Consider the following 16,242-nt stretch of genomic DNA (forward strand, 5'->3'; position numbering starts at 1 on the left):
ACCACAACTCAGCTGTCGCTTGAGGGCTCGATGTCGCCGGGCTTCCAGCTGCCGTCGAACCAGGGCTCCAGGGGCCCGTATAGCCGCAGCAGCACGAACCATCCCTTGCCCGGCACGGTCTGCACCCAGTTGTCGCCCGCCCCTTCGGGCGCCTGCGGCGCGAACACGATGTCGACCGAGCCGTCGTCGTTGTACGTGAGCGCATCGCGCTTGCTGTTGCGACTCGGCAGCGCCTGACCTGTCTGCAGCTCGGAGCGCGTCTGCGGGTCGTACACGACGACCGACCAGAAGTCCGCGGCCGGCGCATTCGCCGGAATGCGCAGGCGGTACGTCTTGGCGCCGTCCAGCGGATCGTCGTTCACGTCGAGCGTCGCGAGCGCGTACTGGGAGCCTTTGCCCACCATCTTCAGCGCCATCGCCGGCGTGTTCACCGTCGCGAGGTAGAAGAACGTGGTGCGCGCGTCGAGGAAACGGCCGTCCTCGCCTCCGTTGCGCAAGAAACGGTAGTCGCCGCCGGGGAAGGGGTTGACCCACCGTCGGTCGTCGTAGATGAAGAAGTCCGCCTCGCGCGAGCGGAACCCCATGGCTCGAGCGGTGCCGTTGCCGACGGCGGCCGCGTCGGTCAGGATCCGGCGCATCCGGTCATCCGGCGCGAAGGCCCCGCCCTTGGTGATCCCGATCGCTGCCAGCAAGCCGCGGGTCTCAGGATCGATGAGATCGACCGGCTCCTTCGCGATGACGTGCGCGACCTCTTCGAAGAAGCTGAAGTCGTTGGAATGCACCGTGTTGACGACCTCGCCCGAGATGGAGGTCCACTGCATCGGGGGCTGATCGTCGCGTGCCGAGAACGGATACACCTTGACGCCGTTCTCGAACAGCTGCACGGCGGTGTCAGGCTTGCCGTCGACGAGGAACCCGCGCAGGATCACCAGGTTGACGGCGCTCGGCGATTCTGCGACGAACCAGCCGTCGGGACGTTCCCCGTCGTAGCCCGGCGGGACGATGAGGTACGTGCCGCCCGCACCGCGGTCAGGACCGGGGGCGCCGAGGTCGACCACGAAGCGGAACCACGCGTCGTCGACGGTGCCGGGGCCGCTTCCCGGCGGCACCTCGATGACGGTGGGTCCGTCACGCTCGATGTCGAGCATCAGGATCGCGTACACCGTGTCGGTGTTGCCGGTGAGGAACAGCGGGTTGGAGTCCAGCATCCGATCCGTGATGGCGCCCTTGTGACAGGCGTCACCGGCCGAGGCGACCACACCACGCCGGAGAGCCTCCAGCGACGCCGCGGGGATGCAGTTGAGGAAGACCTCGACTCCGCGCAGGAAGTCCAGGTGGTCGAACAGCCTCGTCGTGGTCTCAGGCGTCGGCACGCCGTCGGCGAAGTCGAGGTCGCCGATCCGGGTCGAGACCCGATCCGGGGTCGTGATCTGCGCAGGTACGGGCGTGTTGTAACCAGGCTCGATGCCGGTGCTCATGGGGTCTCCTCGATCGGCTCGCCGGGCTCGGCCACGACGAAGAATGCCCCGGGCGAGGAGCAGGCGCCGTGCAACGGCATCGCGTTCCTCGCCCGGGCTTTGCTGTGTCAGCGGCGCTCGCGCCGATCCTGTCTGCGATCCTGACGGCGGTCGACGCCGTTCGACACGACCTTCGCCGTCCCGACGACGGCTGCTGTGCGCGCCACCGGCCGGCCGATCATGCCGACGCGGCCCACGCGTCCGATTCCGATGGGCATGTCATTCTCCTTCGTTCGTCATCGATGCGATGAGCGCCTGGGTCGGGATGCGGCCCGAAGCGATCAGCTGTCCGCCGTTGCGACGCACCGCCACGGCGAACGGCGCGGCCCAGGTGTTCTCCCACACCAGAACAGCGGCGGCGCTCCCGGGATCCATCGCGGCGGCGATGTCGATCAGGTCCTGTTCCGCGAGCACCTCCGCCAGCGTGGCCTCGATCTGAGCGAGTTCGCCGAGGTCGTCGATGTCTTCGACCTCGTCGACTTCGATCGAGCCGTCCTCGGCCTTGTACACGATCATCAGATCGAGCACGCGAATGGTGTTGCTCGCGGCGAGAGCAGCAAGCTCTGCGGCAGCCTCACCGGTCAGGCGGGTCTGCCCGGCAGGAAACTCCACCACGATGTAGTCGATCGGGCCGAGCTCGTCGCCCAGCTGGTCATCCAGATCAGTCATGTCTCGGTCCGTTCAGGCGTTGTGACGGGCGCGGAGTTCGCGTCCATGGACGGTAAGGGCGTAGATCACGAGGATGTCGAGCACGAGCACCGTGATCGACAGCCACGGCTGCACGGCCATCAGCGTGAGCTGGCCGATCGCATTGAGGATCACGAGGATGATCGCGACGACGCGCGCCCACGTGGCGCCGGCGAGCAGCGCGATGCCCACGAGGATCAGCAGCAGACCCGAGATGAGGTGCCACCAGCCCCAGCTCTGGACGTCGATCGAGAACAGGCCGGACTCTCCGAGGAAGTACGCGGTGTCGGGACCGATGAGGGCCTGAAGGCCGTGCAAGAAGTCGAAGAAGCCGGCGATCAGCAGGACGATGGCGGCGAAGACGCCCCAGCCCACCCAGCCGGTCACCGTGGTGTCGTTGTTGCTCACTTTTCTTTCCTCTCGTAGCGCTGATGCGTCAGCCCGAAGCCCACGAAGTCACGACGGCCCGCTGCCGTCGTCCGTCACGGTAGCGACGGCCGCTCCGGGGCCGCATCACTCGATTCGTGTGAACGACCGACATGCCGGCCGGTGCCGGATCACTCAGTCTGTGTGGTGCGGGATCCGGGGTTCCGCCGTGGAATGGCACGGACAAGAACACACCTGCGACCGGAAGAGACACGAGCGAATGGACGCACCAGAGCTGCTGCGGCGCTATTGCATCAACGATCCACGTCTGGCGCGGAACGATCCGGTCCCGCCGACGATGCAGCTCGACTCGCGGACGGCCGCGCTGGTGCGGATCGCCGCGCTGATCGCCGTCGCCGCCCCCGATGCCTCGATGCACGCCGCTGTCGACGACGCCGTGGCGGCAGGCGTCAGTCCGGATGAGATCATCGCCGTCCTCGACGGACTCGTCGGCATCGTCGGCATGCCCCGCGTGGTCGGGCAGGCACCGCGGATCGCCGTCGCCCTCGGCTACGGCGACGACCTCAGCGTCGACGACAGCTGACGTCGACGCTCAGTCGCCCAGCAGCCCCAGCGCGTCGGCCCTCTCGACGGCCTGGCTGCGGGACGTCGCGGAGAGCTTCCGGTAGATCGAGCCCAGCTGCGAGCTGACGGTGTTCCGCGAGACGAAGAGCCGATTGCCGATCTCAGCGATCGTGAGGTGCGTCTGCAGGTAGGGCAGGAGCCGCAGCTCCGCGGGAGTGAGCGGAATGGATCCGCCCTTCATCGGCTCGACGGCCAGCCGCACGCGCAGCTCCTCGACCTGCGCACCGGCCGTCCCCAGGTCGGGCCGCATCCGGAGGATGTCGTCGCTCTCCCGCAGCAGGTGCGCCGCCGCGGCGCGATCGCCCAGCATAAGGTGCACCCTCGCGAGCTGGACCCGCACCCGGACCGACACGTAGGGCATCAGGTGGGTGCATCCGATCCGAGCGCGCATCCCTCGTGCCAGCAGGCGCACACCCGCGGCGCGGTCGCCGCCGTGCAGCGCGACCCGGGCGGCGACCGCGAGAGCCAGCGCCGTCGTGGGGTAGCCCTCCATGTGACTCGCGTCGATCGCATCGAGGCCTCGCTGTGCATGGTCTGCGGCGACGCTCCAGCGCCCCGCGTCGATCGCGATCAGCGCGAGCTCGGGCTCGCTGAGGATGACGGTATCGGGGTTGCCCATCGCCGTCGCGAGCGGCACGGCGTGCTCGAACGCGACGCGCGCCGTCTGCTCGTCACCGGCGAGGAGGGCCGCCATGCCGTACAGGTGGAGCGCCTGATCCCGCCATGGGCTCTTCACTGGCTCGTGTTCGAAGGCGAATGCGGCGTCCACGCCCACCTTCTTGTAGCCATGCTCGCACATGGCCGCCCGGACCATCGCCCGTGCGGACTCGAACAGCAGCCGGTCGTCGTCGGGAAGGTCTTCCGCGCGGACGTCGTCGAGGGCTCCCGCCCATCGCTCGCCCGCGCGGACGTCGCCCAGCAGGATCGCCGTCCAGGTCATCGAGATGATCAGCGCGGGATGCGCCAGCAGGACGTCGTCACCGAGCTCGTGCAGCCATCGGCGCACCGTGGCGACCTGCCCGGTCCCGTACAGGCCCAGGCCCAGATCGGCCACCAGACCGCTTGCGCGCTCGTGCTCGCCGGCTCGGATCCAGTGCTCGACGGCGAGGATCGGCGCCTGATGCGCTTCATGCCACGACGCCGCACGTCGGTGCAGCTCCGCGACTGCTGCGGCGCCCTCGGCGCGTTCCAGCTCCGCGAGGAGGAACTCGCGGAACAGCGCGTGGAATCTGAACCACTCCCCGTTCCGGTCCGCGCGGCCGAGAAACAGGTTCGCCGTCTCGACCCGATGGATCAGTGCGCGCGCGTTCTCGACGCCGAGCACGGCGTTGCAGACCTCGGGTGAGAGCTGATCGAGTACCGAGCTGCGACGGAGGAACGCCTGCAGTTCCTCCGGAAGCCGGGCCAGGCACTCGCGGTAGAGGTAGTCGGCGACGTATCGATCGCTTCCCGCGGCCGATACCGGTCCCGCCGACGACCGCGAGACCAGGGCGCACAGGAACAGGCCGGTCGGCCAGCCCTCGCACCGTTCCACGACCTCGGCCAGGGCGTCGTCCTCGACGTCGGTGACGCCGGCGGCCGTGAAGACGGCTCGAGCCTCCGCCTGATCGAACACGAGGTCGGCGGCGGACACGTCCCATGCGTCGCCGGTGCCGCGCAGCCGGGCGATGAGCGGCGGCTCCTGCCGACTGGCGAGGACGACTTGCGACCCGGGCACGATACGTGAAAGCACCACCTCGAGCGCATCCTGGCATTCTTCTGAGGCGACCAGGTGCGCGTCGTCGATGAACAGCACGAAGCTCACCGGGGTCGAGGCGAGGGCTGCCGCCAGCATCGGCGCCGAGCGCCCGAGCGCGCCCGCGCCGACCCCGCGCATGTCCGCCACGACCGCCTCCGCCAGCGGCGAGAACGGCGAGCAGGCTGCGGCGATGAGCGGCAGCAGCAGCGCAGGGTCGTCGTCAGTGCGGTCCAGTGAGACCCATGCGACCTGACGGCTCTCCGTCGCGGCCCACTCGGTGAGCATCGTCGACTTGCCGTAGCCCGCAGGAGCGGCCACCGACACGACGCGCGCACCGCTGTCACGCGCCGCGCTGATCTGGCGTGTTCGCGTGACAGCACTCGACGTGGGATGTGGGATTTCGGTCTTGCTCTCGAGCAGAACCGTTTGCAGATCGCGTCCCCCCAGGACCGATTCGCGGAGCGTCTCCGGCACTCACCGCATCGTAGGGGGTCGTCGTGAACTCCGACAACCGCCCTCGCCGTTCGACGAGCGATCCGCACCCTAAGCTCGGGTTCATGCGCTTTCTCCGGGCCGTGCTCTCGGCCGCCGCCGCGACCCTGCCGGTGCTGGTCCTGCTGCTGATCCCGCAGTTCGTGCACGGCGGCGCGGGTGATCCTGGGCTCGCCGCACTCGGAGGTCCGTGGCTCAACGCCCTGTTCCTCGCGGCCATCATCCTGATCCCGAAGATCAACGGGGCGCTCGACCCCCAGGTGCCGGACTGGACCTCGTCCACGGCCATGGCGTCGACCGGTCGCGTCTGGCGCACCCGCATCTGGTTCGCGATCCTGGCGGCGCTCGCCCTGCTGGCGGTCTTCGCAGCAGGCCAGACGGCCGCCTACTTCGTGGGCGTCGCCTCACCGGCAGTCGTGGACGGCGCGCTCGACTACAGCCGCTTCCTGGTGCAGGAAGTCGTGGTGTACGTGTTCGGCTACGTCCTGTCGCTCACCGTCTACACGCTGATCATCCGCGCGCTCGTCCGACCCGAGCCCGACGCGCGCAAACGCTGAGCGGAGTGGATGCCGGGCGCCCGGCATCCACTCCCCTGCTCTGAGCGCAACGTAGAAGGCCCCGGGTGCTGGGGACACCCGGGGCCTGGCGTCGCGGGCAATCACGCTCGTCCACCCCCCGGCGAACGGCACCACGCGACGGTGGGAAGGTTTCTTGGGGAGGTCCCTTCCCTGAGGCGCTGGGGACGCCTCGCGACAAGCTTAACCCGATTGGTACAACCAAGTCTGTCCCCTCTTCGGGGGACAAGACTGCACGCTTCAGTGGTGCGCGATATAGCCGTCGGACCAGCGACGCAGGGCCGCGAAGGCGTCCGCCCGAGGCTTCGGACGCGACAGGAACACGTCGTGGATCGCGCCGTCGATGCGCGCGATCGTGACGCCGCGGCCGATGAGGGTGGCCGCGCGGGCGATGTCGTCCACCCACAGCACGGAGTCGGTGGACGTCATCGACTCCTTCCACGAGATCGGGGTCGTGTAGTGCGCTGACAGCAGCACGAACGCCGGGCACGCGACGTCGATGCCGGCCGCGATCCGGCGGTGGCCGTCCATCACGGCTGCGAGCCAGCCGGGCGCCGTCGGGAAGCCGCGATCGGGACGCCAGATCGCGCGCTGAGGGTCCGTCGGCAGCGACCCGATCTCTTCCTGCGCACGGGTGTAGAACCCGAAGTCGACCTCGGGCTGGGCTCCGCGGGGGTCGATCTTCGCGCGCATCTCGACGAGCGGCGCCAGCGCGTGCCGGCCGATCGCGCCGAGCTGCAGCTCCAGCCACGGGCTGTTGAGCACGAGCGCAGCCGCGCGACCGGGGTGTCGTGAGGCCCACAGCGTGAGCGTCAGGCCGCCCGTGGAGTGCCCCATGAGCACGAGGCGACGCGCGGATGGCGCATCCGGCGTCCCCTGGCCCATCGCGGCGAGCGCGGCCTCGATGTCGACGTCGTAGTCCTCGAGGGCGTCGATGTAGCCGGGCGTCATGCCCTCGCGGAGGCTCCGTCCGTAGCGGCGCAGGTCGAGAGCGTAGAAGCGGGCGCCCCGGCTCGTCCAGAACTGCGCGACATCGCGCTGGAAGAAGTAGTCCGACCAGCCGTGGATGTACAGCACGTCGACATCGCGCAGCGGCGCGAACAGCGACAGGAGCGGATTCGGGATGCTGCGCACCAGTGTCGCGACCAGCTCGCCCTGTGCCCCCTGGACGCCGAGGGGCATCGTGAGCTGCTCGAACGGCTTCCCCAGGATGTCGGGGACCCATGCGTGTGAGGGCCCTGCCATGGCCTCAGCCTAGGTGCCGGGATGCGCGTGCGACGAGAGGCTCAGCGACCGGCCGCCGGAGCGGTCACTCCCCGCGCGAGATCGTCACCATCTCGTCACGCGGCACGACCTTGATGCGCGCCCGCTCGTGCGGGGCGCCCAACGCGATCTCGTGCTCGTCGAGGCGGTGCCAGCCGTCGAGGTCCGTCCACTTCACACCCCGCTCGGCGAGGAGGGCGGGGATCGCCTCTTCGGACGGATCGGCCGGCTGCCACCACGTGCCCTGATCGTTGATCAGGTGACGGACCGTCTCCATCGCGTCCGACTTGGTGTGGCCGATGAGTCCGACGGGGCCGCGCTTGATCCAGCCGGTCGCGTAGACGCCGTTGACGCGCTGGTTCGAGTCCTTGCTGAGCACCTGGCCCTCGCGGTTGGGGATCACGCCGTGCTTCTTGTCGAACGGCACGCCCGGCAGCGGCGAGCCGAAGTAGCCGACCGCACGGTACAGCGACTGGATGGGCACCTCGCGCAGCTCGCCCGTGCCGACCACGCCGCCCTCGCCGTCCGGGCGCGTGCGCTCGTAGACGAAGCCCGACACGCGGCCGTCGGCATCGGTCTTGACCTCGACCGGCTTCGCGTAGAAGTGCAGGTGAAGGCGACGTGATGCCGTCCCGCCGGCGTTGTTGACCGAGTCCCGCTTGCGCCACGACTGCAGCACGCGGTCGATCACCATGACCTGCTTGTTGCTCGCGATCGCCGCCTGCGAGGCCTCGTCGTAGTCGAAGTCCTCGTCGTAGACGACCATGTCGACGTCGCGCAGCTCGCCGAGCTCGCGCAGTTCGAGCGGCGTGAACTTGACGTTCGCCGGCCCGCGGCGTCCGAAGACGTGGACGTCGGTGACCTGCGAGGCGGCGAGGCCGGCGTGGACGTTGTCGGGGATCTCGGTGGGCAGCAGGTCTTCGGCATGCTTGGCGAGCATGCGGGCGACGTCGAGCGCGACGTTGCCGTTGCCGATGACGCCGACGGATGCCGCGTCCAGCGGCCACTCGCGCGGCACATCGGGGTGGCCGTCGAACCAGCTGACGAAGTCCGCGGCACCGTACGACCCGACGGCGTCGATCCCGGGGATGTCGAGGGCGGTGTCATGGATCGCGCCGGTCGCGAAGATCACGGCGTTGTAGTGGTGCTTGAGGTCGTCGAGCGTGATGTCCTCACCGAACCGCACGTTGCCGAAGATGCGGATGTCACCGCGGTCGAGCACCTCGCGCAGGGCCGTGATGATGCCCTTGATGCGGGGGTGGTCGGGAGCCACGCCGTAGCGGACCAGCCCATAGGGGGCGGGCAGCTGCTCGAACAGGTCGATCGAGACGTCGAACTTGCGCTCGGCCTTGAGCAGGATGTCGGCGGCGTAGATGCCCGCCGGGCCCGCGCCGACGATCGCCAGTCGGAGCTTGGTCATGGGGGTTCCTTTCACGTACCGGTCCGCCCGGGCGCCCCGGTCCTTGAGCGAGCGAAGCGGGACGAAACGCAGAGAGAGCTAGCTGGAGCGGTCGGCGACGGCCTGCGCGAACCGTGTCAGGGCCTCGCGCACGGCGCCGTCCGGCAGGGGCGCGAGGGCGTCGATCGCCTCGTGCGACCAGGTGTTCGCAAGGTCGAGGGTGGCTTGGGTCGCGTCATGGTCGCGCAGCTGCGCGAGCGGTTCGTCGAGAAGGGCCGGATCGGCGCCGTCGGCGATCTGCGCGACGCCTTCGTCGATGCGGGTGCGCAGCGCGACAGCCTCGGAGTCCGTTCGCTGCGCGAGCACGAGGTACGGCATCGTGGGCACGCCGGCGCGCAGGTCCGTACCGGGCACCTTGCCGGTCTCACCGGGATCGGCCGACAGGTCGATCACGTCGTCGAGCAGCTGGAAGGCGACGCCGGCCTTCTCGCCGAAGGTCACCATCGGCTGCTCGAACTCCTCGGGACCGTTCGAGAAGATCACGCCCGCCTGGGCCGCCGCCGCGATGAGCGAACCCGTCTTGTCGGACAGCACCTGCAGGTAGAACGCGACGGGGTCGTCGTCGTCGGACGGGCCGACGGTCTCGTGCATCTGACCGAGCACGAGGCGCTCGAAGGTATCGGCCTGCAGGCGGATGGCGCGGTCGCCGTTGCGGGCCATGATCTGGCTGGCCCGCGAGAACAGCAGGTCGCCGGTGAGGATCGCGATGCTGTTGCCCCAGACCGCGTGGGCACTGGGCACGCCGCGGCGTTTGTCGGCGGCATCCATCACATCGTCGTGGTACAGCGAGCCGAGATGCGTGATCTCCAGCGCCGTGGCGCCCTGGATGACCTCGTCGGTCGCGCCGTCGCCGAGCTGGGCGGTCAGCAGCGCCAGCATGGGGCGCACACGCTTGCCGCCGGCGTCGTACAGGTAGCGGCTGGTGGCATCGGCCAGGGCGTCCGTGGCGTGCAGTTCGTTCTCGAGGGCGAGGTCGACGCGCTCGAGGCCCGCCTCGACGGTCTTGCGCAGGCCGCGCGAACGCGCGCCCGCGAAGACGCGGTCGGTCAAGCCCAGCTTGCCCGCGATGCGCGAGCCCGGCACGGTCGGTGTCACCCTGCCAGCCTACCGGGGCCCGCCGCCGGGCTTCACGGCGCGGTGCAGGGCCACGATGCCGAGCGTCAGGTTGCGGTACGCGACCTCGGTCCACCCCGCCTCGCGGATCCACGCCGACAGCCGGCGCTGGTCGGGCCAGTCGCGGATCGACTCGTTGAGGTAGTCGTACGCCTCGGCGTTGGAGCTGACCGCCCGCGCCGCCACCGGCAGCACGCGGTCGTTGTAGAAGCGGTACAGGCCGTGGAAGAGCTTCGACGGCGGCTGCGAGAACTCGCACACGACCAGCCGACCACCGGGCTTGGTGACGCGCAGCATCTCGCGCAGCGCCTTCTTCGGGTCGTCGACGTTGCGCAGCCCGTACGAGATCGTGACGGCGTCGAACTCGTCGTCGGCGAACGGCAGGGCCGTCGCGTTCGCCTCGACGAAGGAGAGATTCGGGATGCCGCCACCCGGCGCCTTCGGACCGTAGCGCTTCTCGCCCTCGGCGAGCATGCCGGGCGAGAAGTCGGCGGCCACCACCTCGGCGCCGCGACCGGCGAGCGCCGCACTCGACATCGCGGTTCCGGCGGCCAGATCGAGGACGCGCTCGCCCCGCCGCGGGTCGACGGCCCGCACCATGGCGGCCCGCCAGAACCTGTCGTTGCCGAGGCTGAGGACGGTGTTCGTGCGGTCGTAGCCGGCCGCGACCTGGTCGAACATGCCGCTGACGCGCGACGGGTCCTTGTGCAGGTCGGCGCGGTTGGCGTCGTGATCGGAGGGGTGCGCTGCCACGGTTCGAGTCTAGGCGGCGGGGTCGGCGGGGTCGGCGGCGGTGGAGTCGTCGTGCACGGGCGCGGTGTCGGGGAACGTCACGCGTTCCGGCGACTCGACCGGAGGCAGAGCGGCGAGCGCGGCCAGCCAACCGGCGGCGGTCGCGTCGTCGAACGGCGGCTCGGCGGCGCGGACGCGGCGTTCGAGGTCGACGGCGACGGCCTCGAGCCTGTCGACCAGGTCGAGCGGGTAGCCGTAGGCGACACGGTGCTCGTCCCACTCGTCGCGGTCCTCGATGTAGACATCGCCGGGGTTGCGCAGCACGCCCTCCCTGTCGACGTAAGGCTCTGCCGGCTCGCGCCGCACGACGTCGAGGTCCATGTCGATGCCCGTCGGGACGCCGGCATCCCATCTGACATCCCACGCGACGTCGATGTACACGCGGGTCGGGTGCGGAGCGGCGTTGTGCGTATAGGCGTACTCGCCGCTCGGCGGCATCAGCGTGACGCTGTCGTGCTCGGCGGGGAACTCGCGGCCGGGGCGCACGTTGCGCCACCCCGCCGGCTGACCGAGCCAGTCCCCCCAGCGGTCGCTGCCCAGGTAGATCTCATCGCCGACCCAGTGGGGTCCGCCGTCCCACTTGCGCCACCGGAACTGCAGCGGCGTGCCCACCGCGGGCCGATCGGAGCGGGGCGGGCGGGGCTGTGCGTCGGCGGCGTCGGTCACCCGGCGAGTCTAGGGTGGAGGGGTGACATCTGCGCGCCGCCCGCCCCAGCTGGTGGTCGAGACCCGCGAGATCGAGCACGTCGACGACCTGCTCGCCTACGCCTCGCCCGATGAGCCGCTGGCATGGCTGCGCCGCGGCGACGGCATCGTCGGCATCGGGTCTGTCGGCGGGTATGAGAACGGACCTCATCTGCCCCCCGGCATCGACCGCGACGGGATGCCGTCACCCGCGGACGCATGGCGCCACATCGCCGCGACCGCCGAAGTGGACGATCCGGTGGGGCTGCCCGGGTCGGGCCTGGTCGCGTTCGGGACGCTCGTCTTCGACGAGCGATCCTCGGGCACGAGCCGCCTGATCGTGCCGCAGGCCGTCGTCGGCCGCCATCGCGGACGCTCCTGGATCACCCGCATCCGCTCCTCCTTCGACCTGCCGGAGCCCTCGGTCGAGCCGACGCCGTACGGTCCCCACTGGTCGGCGACGCTCGGCCCGGGCACGATGGATCCCGCCGCGTATCAGACGGCGGTGCGCGCGGCCGTCGACGCGATCCGCGCCGGCGAGCTCGAGAAGGTGGTGCTCGCGCGCGACCTCGTCGGCACGATCCCGGCGGGCGCCGACCTGCGGCGCCTGGTCCGTGCCCTCGCCCACGACTACCCCGACACCTGGACCTTCGCCGTCGACGGGATGATCGGCGCGAGCCCCGAGACGCTCGTCACCGCGTCGCGCGGAGTCGTGACGGCCCGCGTGCTCGCCGGGACCATCCCGCGCGGGACCGACGCGCACGACGACGCCGCGGCATCCACTTCCCTCTCCCACAGCGACAAGGACCTCGGCGAGCACCGCTTCGCCGTGCAGAGCGTGCTCGACGCGCTCGGCCCGCACACGAGCCACCTGCGCGCCGACCCCGAGCCGTTCACGCTCAAGCTCCCCAACCTGTGGCATCTCGCGACCGACGTGGCCGGCGACCTCGCCGACCACGCCTCGTCGCTCGACCTGGTCGCGGCGCTGCACCCCACCGCAGCGGTGGCGGGCACCCCGACCGCGGCCGCCCTGGACGCGATCCGCCGGCTCGAGCCCTTCGACCGCGGACGCTACGCGGGCCCGGTCGGCTGGGTGGACGGCGACGGCAACGGCGAATGGGCGATCGCGCTGCGCTGCGCACAGGTCGGCGCGGCGCCTGCCCGGCGGTATGCGGAGTACTCCGACACGATCCCCGTCGTCGCGCACGCCGGGGCGGGAATCGTCGCGGCGAGCGACCCCGAGACCGAGCTGCTCGAGACGCGCGTGAAGTTCCGCCCCATCGTCGACGCGCTCGCCTGAGCCCCGGGCGAGCGGATGCCGGGCGCCCGGCATCCGTCCCGTCAGCGGGCGAGCAGGGCGCGCAGCGGCTCGAGGCCCATCGGGCCGAGAGCGAGCGCGTCGCGATGGAACTCGCGCAGCGAGAACGCCTCGCCGAGCCGCTCGCGGTGCTCCGCGCGGGCGTCGTTCCACAGGCGGGCGCCGACCTTGAAGGCGAGCGCCTGGCCCGGCCAGCCGAGGTAGCGGTCGACCTCGAAGCCGGCGAGCGCGGGCTCGACGAGCGCCAGGTCGACCAGCAGGTCGCGGGCGAGCTCGGGGGTCCACTCCCCCGCAGGAACCAGCGCGTTCGGTGGGACAGGGCGCCCGGTGTGCAGCCCGATGTCGGCGACGATGCGCACCGACCGCCAGATCTGGCCGAGGATCAGCCCGAGCCGTTCCGCCGGGTCGCGGATCAGGCCGAGCTCGTCGGCCAGCTGTTCGGCGTAGTGCGCCCACCCCTCGGCGTAGCCGTGGATGTGGCACAGGTGCCGCTGCCACGGGTGCAGCTGCGGGTACGAGGCGGTGAGCGCGAACTGCAGGTGATGCCCCGGCACGCCCTCGTGGTGCACGCTCGTGACCTCTTGCCAGCTCGCCGCGACGGGAACGCCGCTCGGGATCGTCCACACCACCTTGCCCGGCGTCGACCCGTCGGGTGCTCCCGGCGTGTAGTACACCACCCCCGTCGCCGCCTCCGAGACCAGGCATTCGACGGCGCGCACGGCTGCGGGCAGATCGAAGGCGGCCGCGACGGCGTCGATCGTCTCGTCCACGCGCTGCGTGAGCCATGCCTCGATGGCCGCGACGCCGTCCAGCCGGTAGCGCGGATCGGCGTCGAGAAGGGATGCCGCCGCCCGCACGGGTTCTTCTCCCGAGCCGCCGAGCTCTCGGGCGAGGTCGCGGGCCTCGCCGACGAGGCGCTCGAGCTCTGCCCAGCCGTACGCATAGGTGTCGTCGAGGTCGATGCGGGCGCCCAGCATGCCGGCGGCGAGGTCCGCGTACACGGCCTCGCCGACGCCGTCGACGACGGGTGCGACGGGTCGAAGCTCGTCGCGCAGGACGGCGACCAGCTCGGCGAGCGCGACCGCGGTCTCGTCGGCCGCGGCCCTCGCGCGGGCGCGGGTGGCGGCATCCACATCGTCCGCGACCGGCAGTCGGCCGAACCAGTCCGCGTCGATCCACATCGCGACCTGCGCGGCCAGGGTGTCGAGCTGGCGCACGGGGACGACGCCGCCGCCGGTGAAGCGACCGCCGTGGTCGCGCGCCCACCGCAGCGCGCGGCTGTACTCGCGCACGGCGTTCGGCGCGGCCTGCAGCTTCGCCAGCACGGCCATGCCCGCGGCATCGCTCGTCAGGACCGTGCCTTCGAGCGCATACCGCACGAGGTGCACGGGTGTCGCGAGCCCGGCGACCAGGCGGGGCGTGAACCCCGTGTCGAACAGCAGCCGCTCGCTCTCGAGGCGCTCGCGGAGCGCGGCGCGCAGCACCTCGTCGCCCGCACCGGCCGCGTCGAGCTCCGCGAGGACCGCTCCCTGCAGCTCGTACTTGGCGACGAGCCATTCGGGCGACAGATCGGGCAGCGCACGCGCGACGAGCCCGAGCGCCAGGGCGGCGTCGGGCTCGTGGGCGGCGAGTTCGCGGACGTAGGCGTCCGCGATGTCACGGACCGGGTCAGAGCTCACCGGTCCACCCTAGAGTCGCTCACTCACACTGAGCGCTGGTAGGCGCGGATCGAGCGCACCGCCCAGAAGAACGCGAGCGCCGCGAGCACCACCAGGCCCGCGGTCTGCCACCAGCCGTTGTCGGGGTACGTGCCGGAGAGGCCCCCGCGGCCGAGCTCGACGGCCCACGTCATCGGGTTCCAGCGCGAGACGTCCTGCACCCACTGCGGCATGAGATCCGCGGGCATCATCGTCGTCGACAGGAACGTCGCCGGCAGCACGATGAGCTGCGACAGGCTGATGAGCGCGATCTGACTGCGCGCGGTGAGCGCGACCGCCGTCGACGCGCAGCAGAAGATCGTCGCGAGCAGGGTCGCCACCGCGAGCGCCACGAGCATCCCGCCGATGCCGCCCGGGTAGCGGGCGCCGGCCAGCCAGCCGATGCCCAGCACCACGAGCGACTGCGCGAGGTTGATGATGAGCTGCTGCACGAGCTGCCCCGTGATGATGGCCGACCGCGACACCGGCGAGGTCAGGTACTGGTCCATGACGCCGGAGTTGATGTCGTCGATGTAGCCGGTGCCGGCCCACGCGCCCGAGTACAGCACCGTCATCATGAGGATGCCGGGCACGAGGTAGTCGATGTACCCCTCGCCGCCGAACTGCGGCAGCGCGCCCAGCGAGTGGAACACCTGTCCGAACAGCACGATCCAGATGACCGGCTGGATGAGCGACATCACCGGCCCCCACACCTGGCGCACGGTGGCGATGAGCCACCGGCGCAGCACCTGCCCGGTCTGGGTGAACCAGCCGGCGCGCGACGGCGCGGCGATACCGGGGGTGAGAGCGAGAGAGGTCATGCTGCGACTCCGTCCGGAGCTGCGTCCGCGGTCGCGTCGCCGAAGGTGTGACCGACGAAGTGCAGGTACACGTCGTCGAGGGTGGGGTGGGATGCCGCGACCTGGCCGAAGCGGATGCCGGCGGCATCCAGCGCCCCGATGACGGCGCCGACGGCCGCAGAGGCGTCGTCGGTGCGGGCGGCGAGGACGCCGTCGACGCCGGACGCCTCGATGACGACATCGCGCAGGCCCGGCACGCGGCCTATCGCGGCGCGGACGGCCGCGGGGTCGGGCTCGACGAGCGAGACGCGCAGCGAGTCGCCGTGCAGCGCGGCCTTGAGCTCGTCGGGCGTGCCCTGCACGACCGCGCGGCCCTTGTTGACCAGCAGCAGCTCGTCGGCGAGGCGGTCGGCCTCTTCCATGTAGTGCGTGGTCAGCACGACGGTGAGCGGCTCTCTTCCTTCCTGGGCTGAGGGCTCCTCGCCCGACAGCCGGCGGATCTCGGCCCACATCGCGGCGCGCGCCTCGGGGTCGAGCCCGGTGGTCGGCTCGTCGAGGAACAGTACACGCGGCCGGTGCACGAGCGCCGCCGCGACATCGAGCCGGCGCCGCATGCCGCCCGAGAACGATCCGACGGGACGAGTGGATGCCTCGGCCAGCCCGAACTCGTCGAGCAGCCGGTTCGCGCGGCTACGGGCGTCCCCCGCGCTCACCCCGCGCAGGCGCGCGGCGATCTCGAGGTTCTCGCGGGCGGTGAGGAGCGGATCGGTGCTCGCGCCCTGCGACACGAAGCCGATCGAGGCGCGGACGGCTGCAGGGTCCGCGGCGACGTCGTGGCCCGCGACCGTCGCACTGCCGCTCGTGGGACGCGACAGCGTCGTGAGGATCTTGGTGGTGGTGGACTTTCCGGCGCCGTTGGGGCCGAGAAGGCCGAACACGCGGCCCGCGGGGACCTCGAACCCGAGGCCGTCCAGCGCCCGCACGGCGGGCCGGCGGCCGCGGCCCGGGTAGACCTTCACGAGCTCGCGGGCGACGATGGCGCTGGCTTCAGCAGAGTTTTCAGGCATGGCGAAGCATCCCTTCCTTCGAATGGGTG

General features: G+C 70.9%; 16 protein-coding genes. 3 read left to right on the forward strand and 13 right to left on the reverse strand.

The features are described from left to right. Positions 1-8 precede the first annotated feature (8 nt). From IF188_RS01170 to IF188_RS01185, 4 genes are all read right to left on the reverse strand, one after another. Positions 9-1,478, reverse strand: a complete 1,470-nt coding sequence (locus tag IF188_RS01170) for a DUF1254 domain-containing protein (protein WP_191169945.1) — start codon at positions 1,476-1,478, stop codon at positions 9-11. Between the two features lie 107 nt (positions 1,479-1,585). Continuing rightward, complete coding sequence (locus IF188_RS01175) at positions 1,586-1,735, reverse strand: hypothetical protein (RefSeq protein ID WP_191169946.1); 150 nt, start codon at positions 1,733-1,735, stop codon at positions 1,586-1,588. A 1-nt stretch (position 1,736) separates the two neighbouring features. Further along, positions 1,737-2,186, reverse strand: a complete 450-nt coding sequence (locus IF188_RS01180; protein ID WP_191169947.1) for a DUF6325 family protein — start codon at positions 2,184-2,186, stop codon at positions 1,737-1,739. A gap of 12 nt (positions 2,187-2,198) precedes the next feature. Next, positions 2,199-2,612, reverse strand: a complete 414-nt coding sequence (locus tag IF188_RS01185) for a DUF7144 family membrane protein (RefSeq protein WP_191169948.1) — start codon at positions 2,610-2,612, stop codon at positions 2,199-2,201. Positions 2,613-2,850: 238 nt separating this feature from the next. On the opposite strand from IF188_RS01185, the gene IF188_RS01190 reads away from it, so the two are divergent. Further along, positions 2,851-3,174 (forward strand): carboxymuconolactone decarboxylase family protein, encoded by a 324-nt coding sequence (locus IF188_RS01190; RefSeq protein WP_191169949.1) that lies wholly within the window; start codon positions 2,851-2,853, stop codon positions 3,172-3,174. Positions 3,175-3,183: 9 nt separating this feature from the next. Here the strand turns inward: IF188_RS01190 and IF188_RS01195 are convergent, their stop codons facing one another. Continuing rightward, the gene (locus IF188_RS01195; RefSeq protein ID WP_191169950.1) at positions 3,184-5,271 is read right to left on the reverse strand and encodes a LuxR C-terminal-related transcriptional regulator; all 2,088 of its coding nucleotides are present in this window, start codon (positions 5,269-5,271) and stop codon (positions 3,184-3,186) included. A gap of 239 nt (positions 5,272-5,510) precedes the next feature. On the opposite strand from IF188_RS01195, the gene IF188_RS01200 reads away from it, so the two are divergent. Next, positions 5,511-6,002, forward strand: a complete 492-nt coding sequence (locus IF188_RS01200) for a hypothetical protein (protein WP_191169951.1) — start codon at positions 5,511-5,513, stop codon at positions 6,000-6,002. Between the two features lie 258 nt (positions 6,003-6,260). On the opposite strand, the gene IF188_RS01205 is transcribed toward IF188_RS01200, so the two are convergent. From IF188_RS01205 to IF188_RS01225, 5 genes are all read right to left on the reverse strand, one after another. Next, positions 6,261-7,265 (reverse strand): alpha/beta hydrolase, encoded by a 1,005-nt coding sequence (locus IF188_RS01205; protein ID WP_191169952.1) that lies wholly within the window; start codon positions 7,263-7,265, stop codon positions 6,261-6,263. 64 nt (positions 7,266-7,329) lie between these two features. Beyond that, complete coding sequence (locus tag IF188_RS01210; protein WP_191169953.1) at positions 7,330-8,703, reverse strand: FAD-dependent oxidoreductase; 1,374 nt, start codon at positions 8,701-8,703, stop codon at positions 7,330-7,332. Between the two features lie 78 nt (positions 8,704-8,781). Next, on the reverse strand, positions 8,782-9,837 hold the full coding sequence (locus tag IF188_RS01215) for a polyprenyl synthetase family protein (protein WP_191169954.1): 1,056 nt from the start codon (positions 9,835-9,837) through the stop codon (positions 8,782-8,784). Between the two features lie 9 nt (positions 9,838-9,846). Then, positions 9,847-10,608: a demethylmenaquinone methyltransferase gene (locus IF188_RS01220; protein WP_191169955.1), complete on the reverse strand. Its 762-nt coding sequence runs from the start codon at positions 10,606-10,608 to the stop codon at positions 9,847-9,849. 9 nt (positions 10,609-10,617) lie between these two features. Next, entirely contained in the window at positions 10,618-11,313 is a 696-nt protein-coding gene (locus IF188_RS01225; RefSeq protein ID WP_191169956.1) for a DUF402 domain-containing protein, read from the reverse strand. Between the two features lie 22 nt (positions 11,314-11,335). On the opposite strand from IF188_RS01225, the gene IF188_RS01230 reads away from it, so the two are divergent. Beyond that, complete coding sequence (locus tag IF188_RS01230) at positions 11,336-12,631, forward strand: isochorismate synthase (protein ID WP_318152703.1); 1,296 nt, start codon at positions 11,336-11,338, stop codon at positions 12,629-12,631. 41 nt (positions 12,632-12,672) lie between these two features. Here IF188_RS01230 and IF188_RS01235 read toward each other — a convergent pair whose 3' ends face one another. From IF188_RS01235 to IF188_RS01245, 3 genes are read right to left on the reverse strand one after another with little or no spacing between them, the layout of a single operon-like run. After that, a complete protein-coding gene (locus IF188_RS01235) occupies positions 12,673-14,328 on the reverse strand; it encodes a DUF885 domain-containing protein (protein WP_191169957.1) in 1,656 nt (551 codons plus the stop codon). Positions 14,329-14,351: 23 nt separating this feature from the next. Beyond that, positions 14,352-15,167, reverse strand: coding sequence for an ABC transporter permease (locus tag IF188_RS01240; protein ID WP_191169958.1), 816 nt, complete (start codon positions 15,165-15,167; stop codon positions 14,352-14,354). Beyond that, complete coding sequence (locus IF188_RS01245; protein WP_191169959.1) at positions 15,164-16,213, reverse strand: ABC transporter ATP-binding protein; 1,050 nt, start codon at positions 16,211-16,213, stop codon at positions 15,164-15,166. Before IF188_RS01245 ends, IF188_RS01240 begins: the two co-directional genes overlap by 4 nt. Positions 16,214-16,242 lie beyond the last annotated feature (29 nt).

The sequence above is a fragment of the Microbacterium helvum genome (assembly GCF_014779795.1).
Lineage (GTDB): Bacteria > Actinomycetota > Actinomycetes > Actinomycetales > Microbacteriaceae > Microbacterium > Microbacterium helvum.

What these genes read in the sequence shown, in the direction of transcription:
- IF188_RS01170 (WP_191169945.1), bottom strand. Translation starts at nt 1,478, where the DNA reads ATGAGCACCGGCATCGAGCCTGGTTACAACACGCCCGTACCTGCGCAG.
- IF188_RS01175 (WP_191169946.1), bottom strand. Translation starts at nt 1,735, where the DNA reads ATGCCCATCGGAATCGGACGCGTGGGCCGCGTCGGCATGATCGGCCGG.
- IF188_RS01180 (WP_191169947.1), bottom strand. Translation starts at nt 2,186, where the DNA reads ATGACTGATCTGGATGACCAGCTGGGCGACGAGCTCGGCCCGATCGAC.
- IF188_RS01190 (WP_191169949.1), top strand. Translation starts at nt 2,851, where the DNA reads ATGGACGCACCAGAGCTGCTGCGGCGCTATTGCATCAACGATCCACGT.
- IF188_RS01200 (WP_191169951.1), top strand. Translation starts at nt 5,511, where the DNA reads ATGCGCTTTCTCCGGGCCGTGCTCTCGGCCGCCGCCGCGACCCTGCCG.
- IF188_RS01205 (WP_191169952.1), bottom strand. Translation starts at nt 7,265, where the DNA reads ATGGCAGGGCCCTCACACGCATGGGTCCCCGACATCCTGGGGAAGCCG.
- IF188_RS01210 (WP_191169953.1), bottom strand. Translation starts at nt 8,703, where the DNA reads ATGACCAAGCTCCGACTGGCGATCGTCGGCGCGGGCCCGGCGGGCATC.
- IF188_RS01240 (WP_191169958.1), bottom strand. Translation starts at nt 15,167, where the DNA reads ATGACCTCTCTCGCTCTCACCCCCGGTATCGCCGCGCCGTCGCGCGCC.
- IF188_RS01245 (WP_191169959.1), bottom strand. Translation starts at nt 16,213, where the DNA reads ATGCCTGAAAACTCTGCTGAAGCCAGCGCCATCGTCGCCCGCGAGCTC.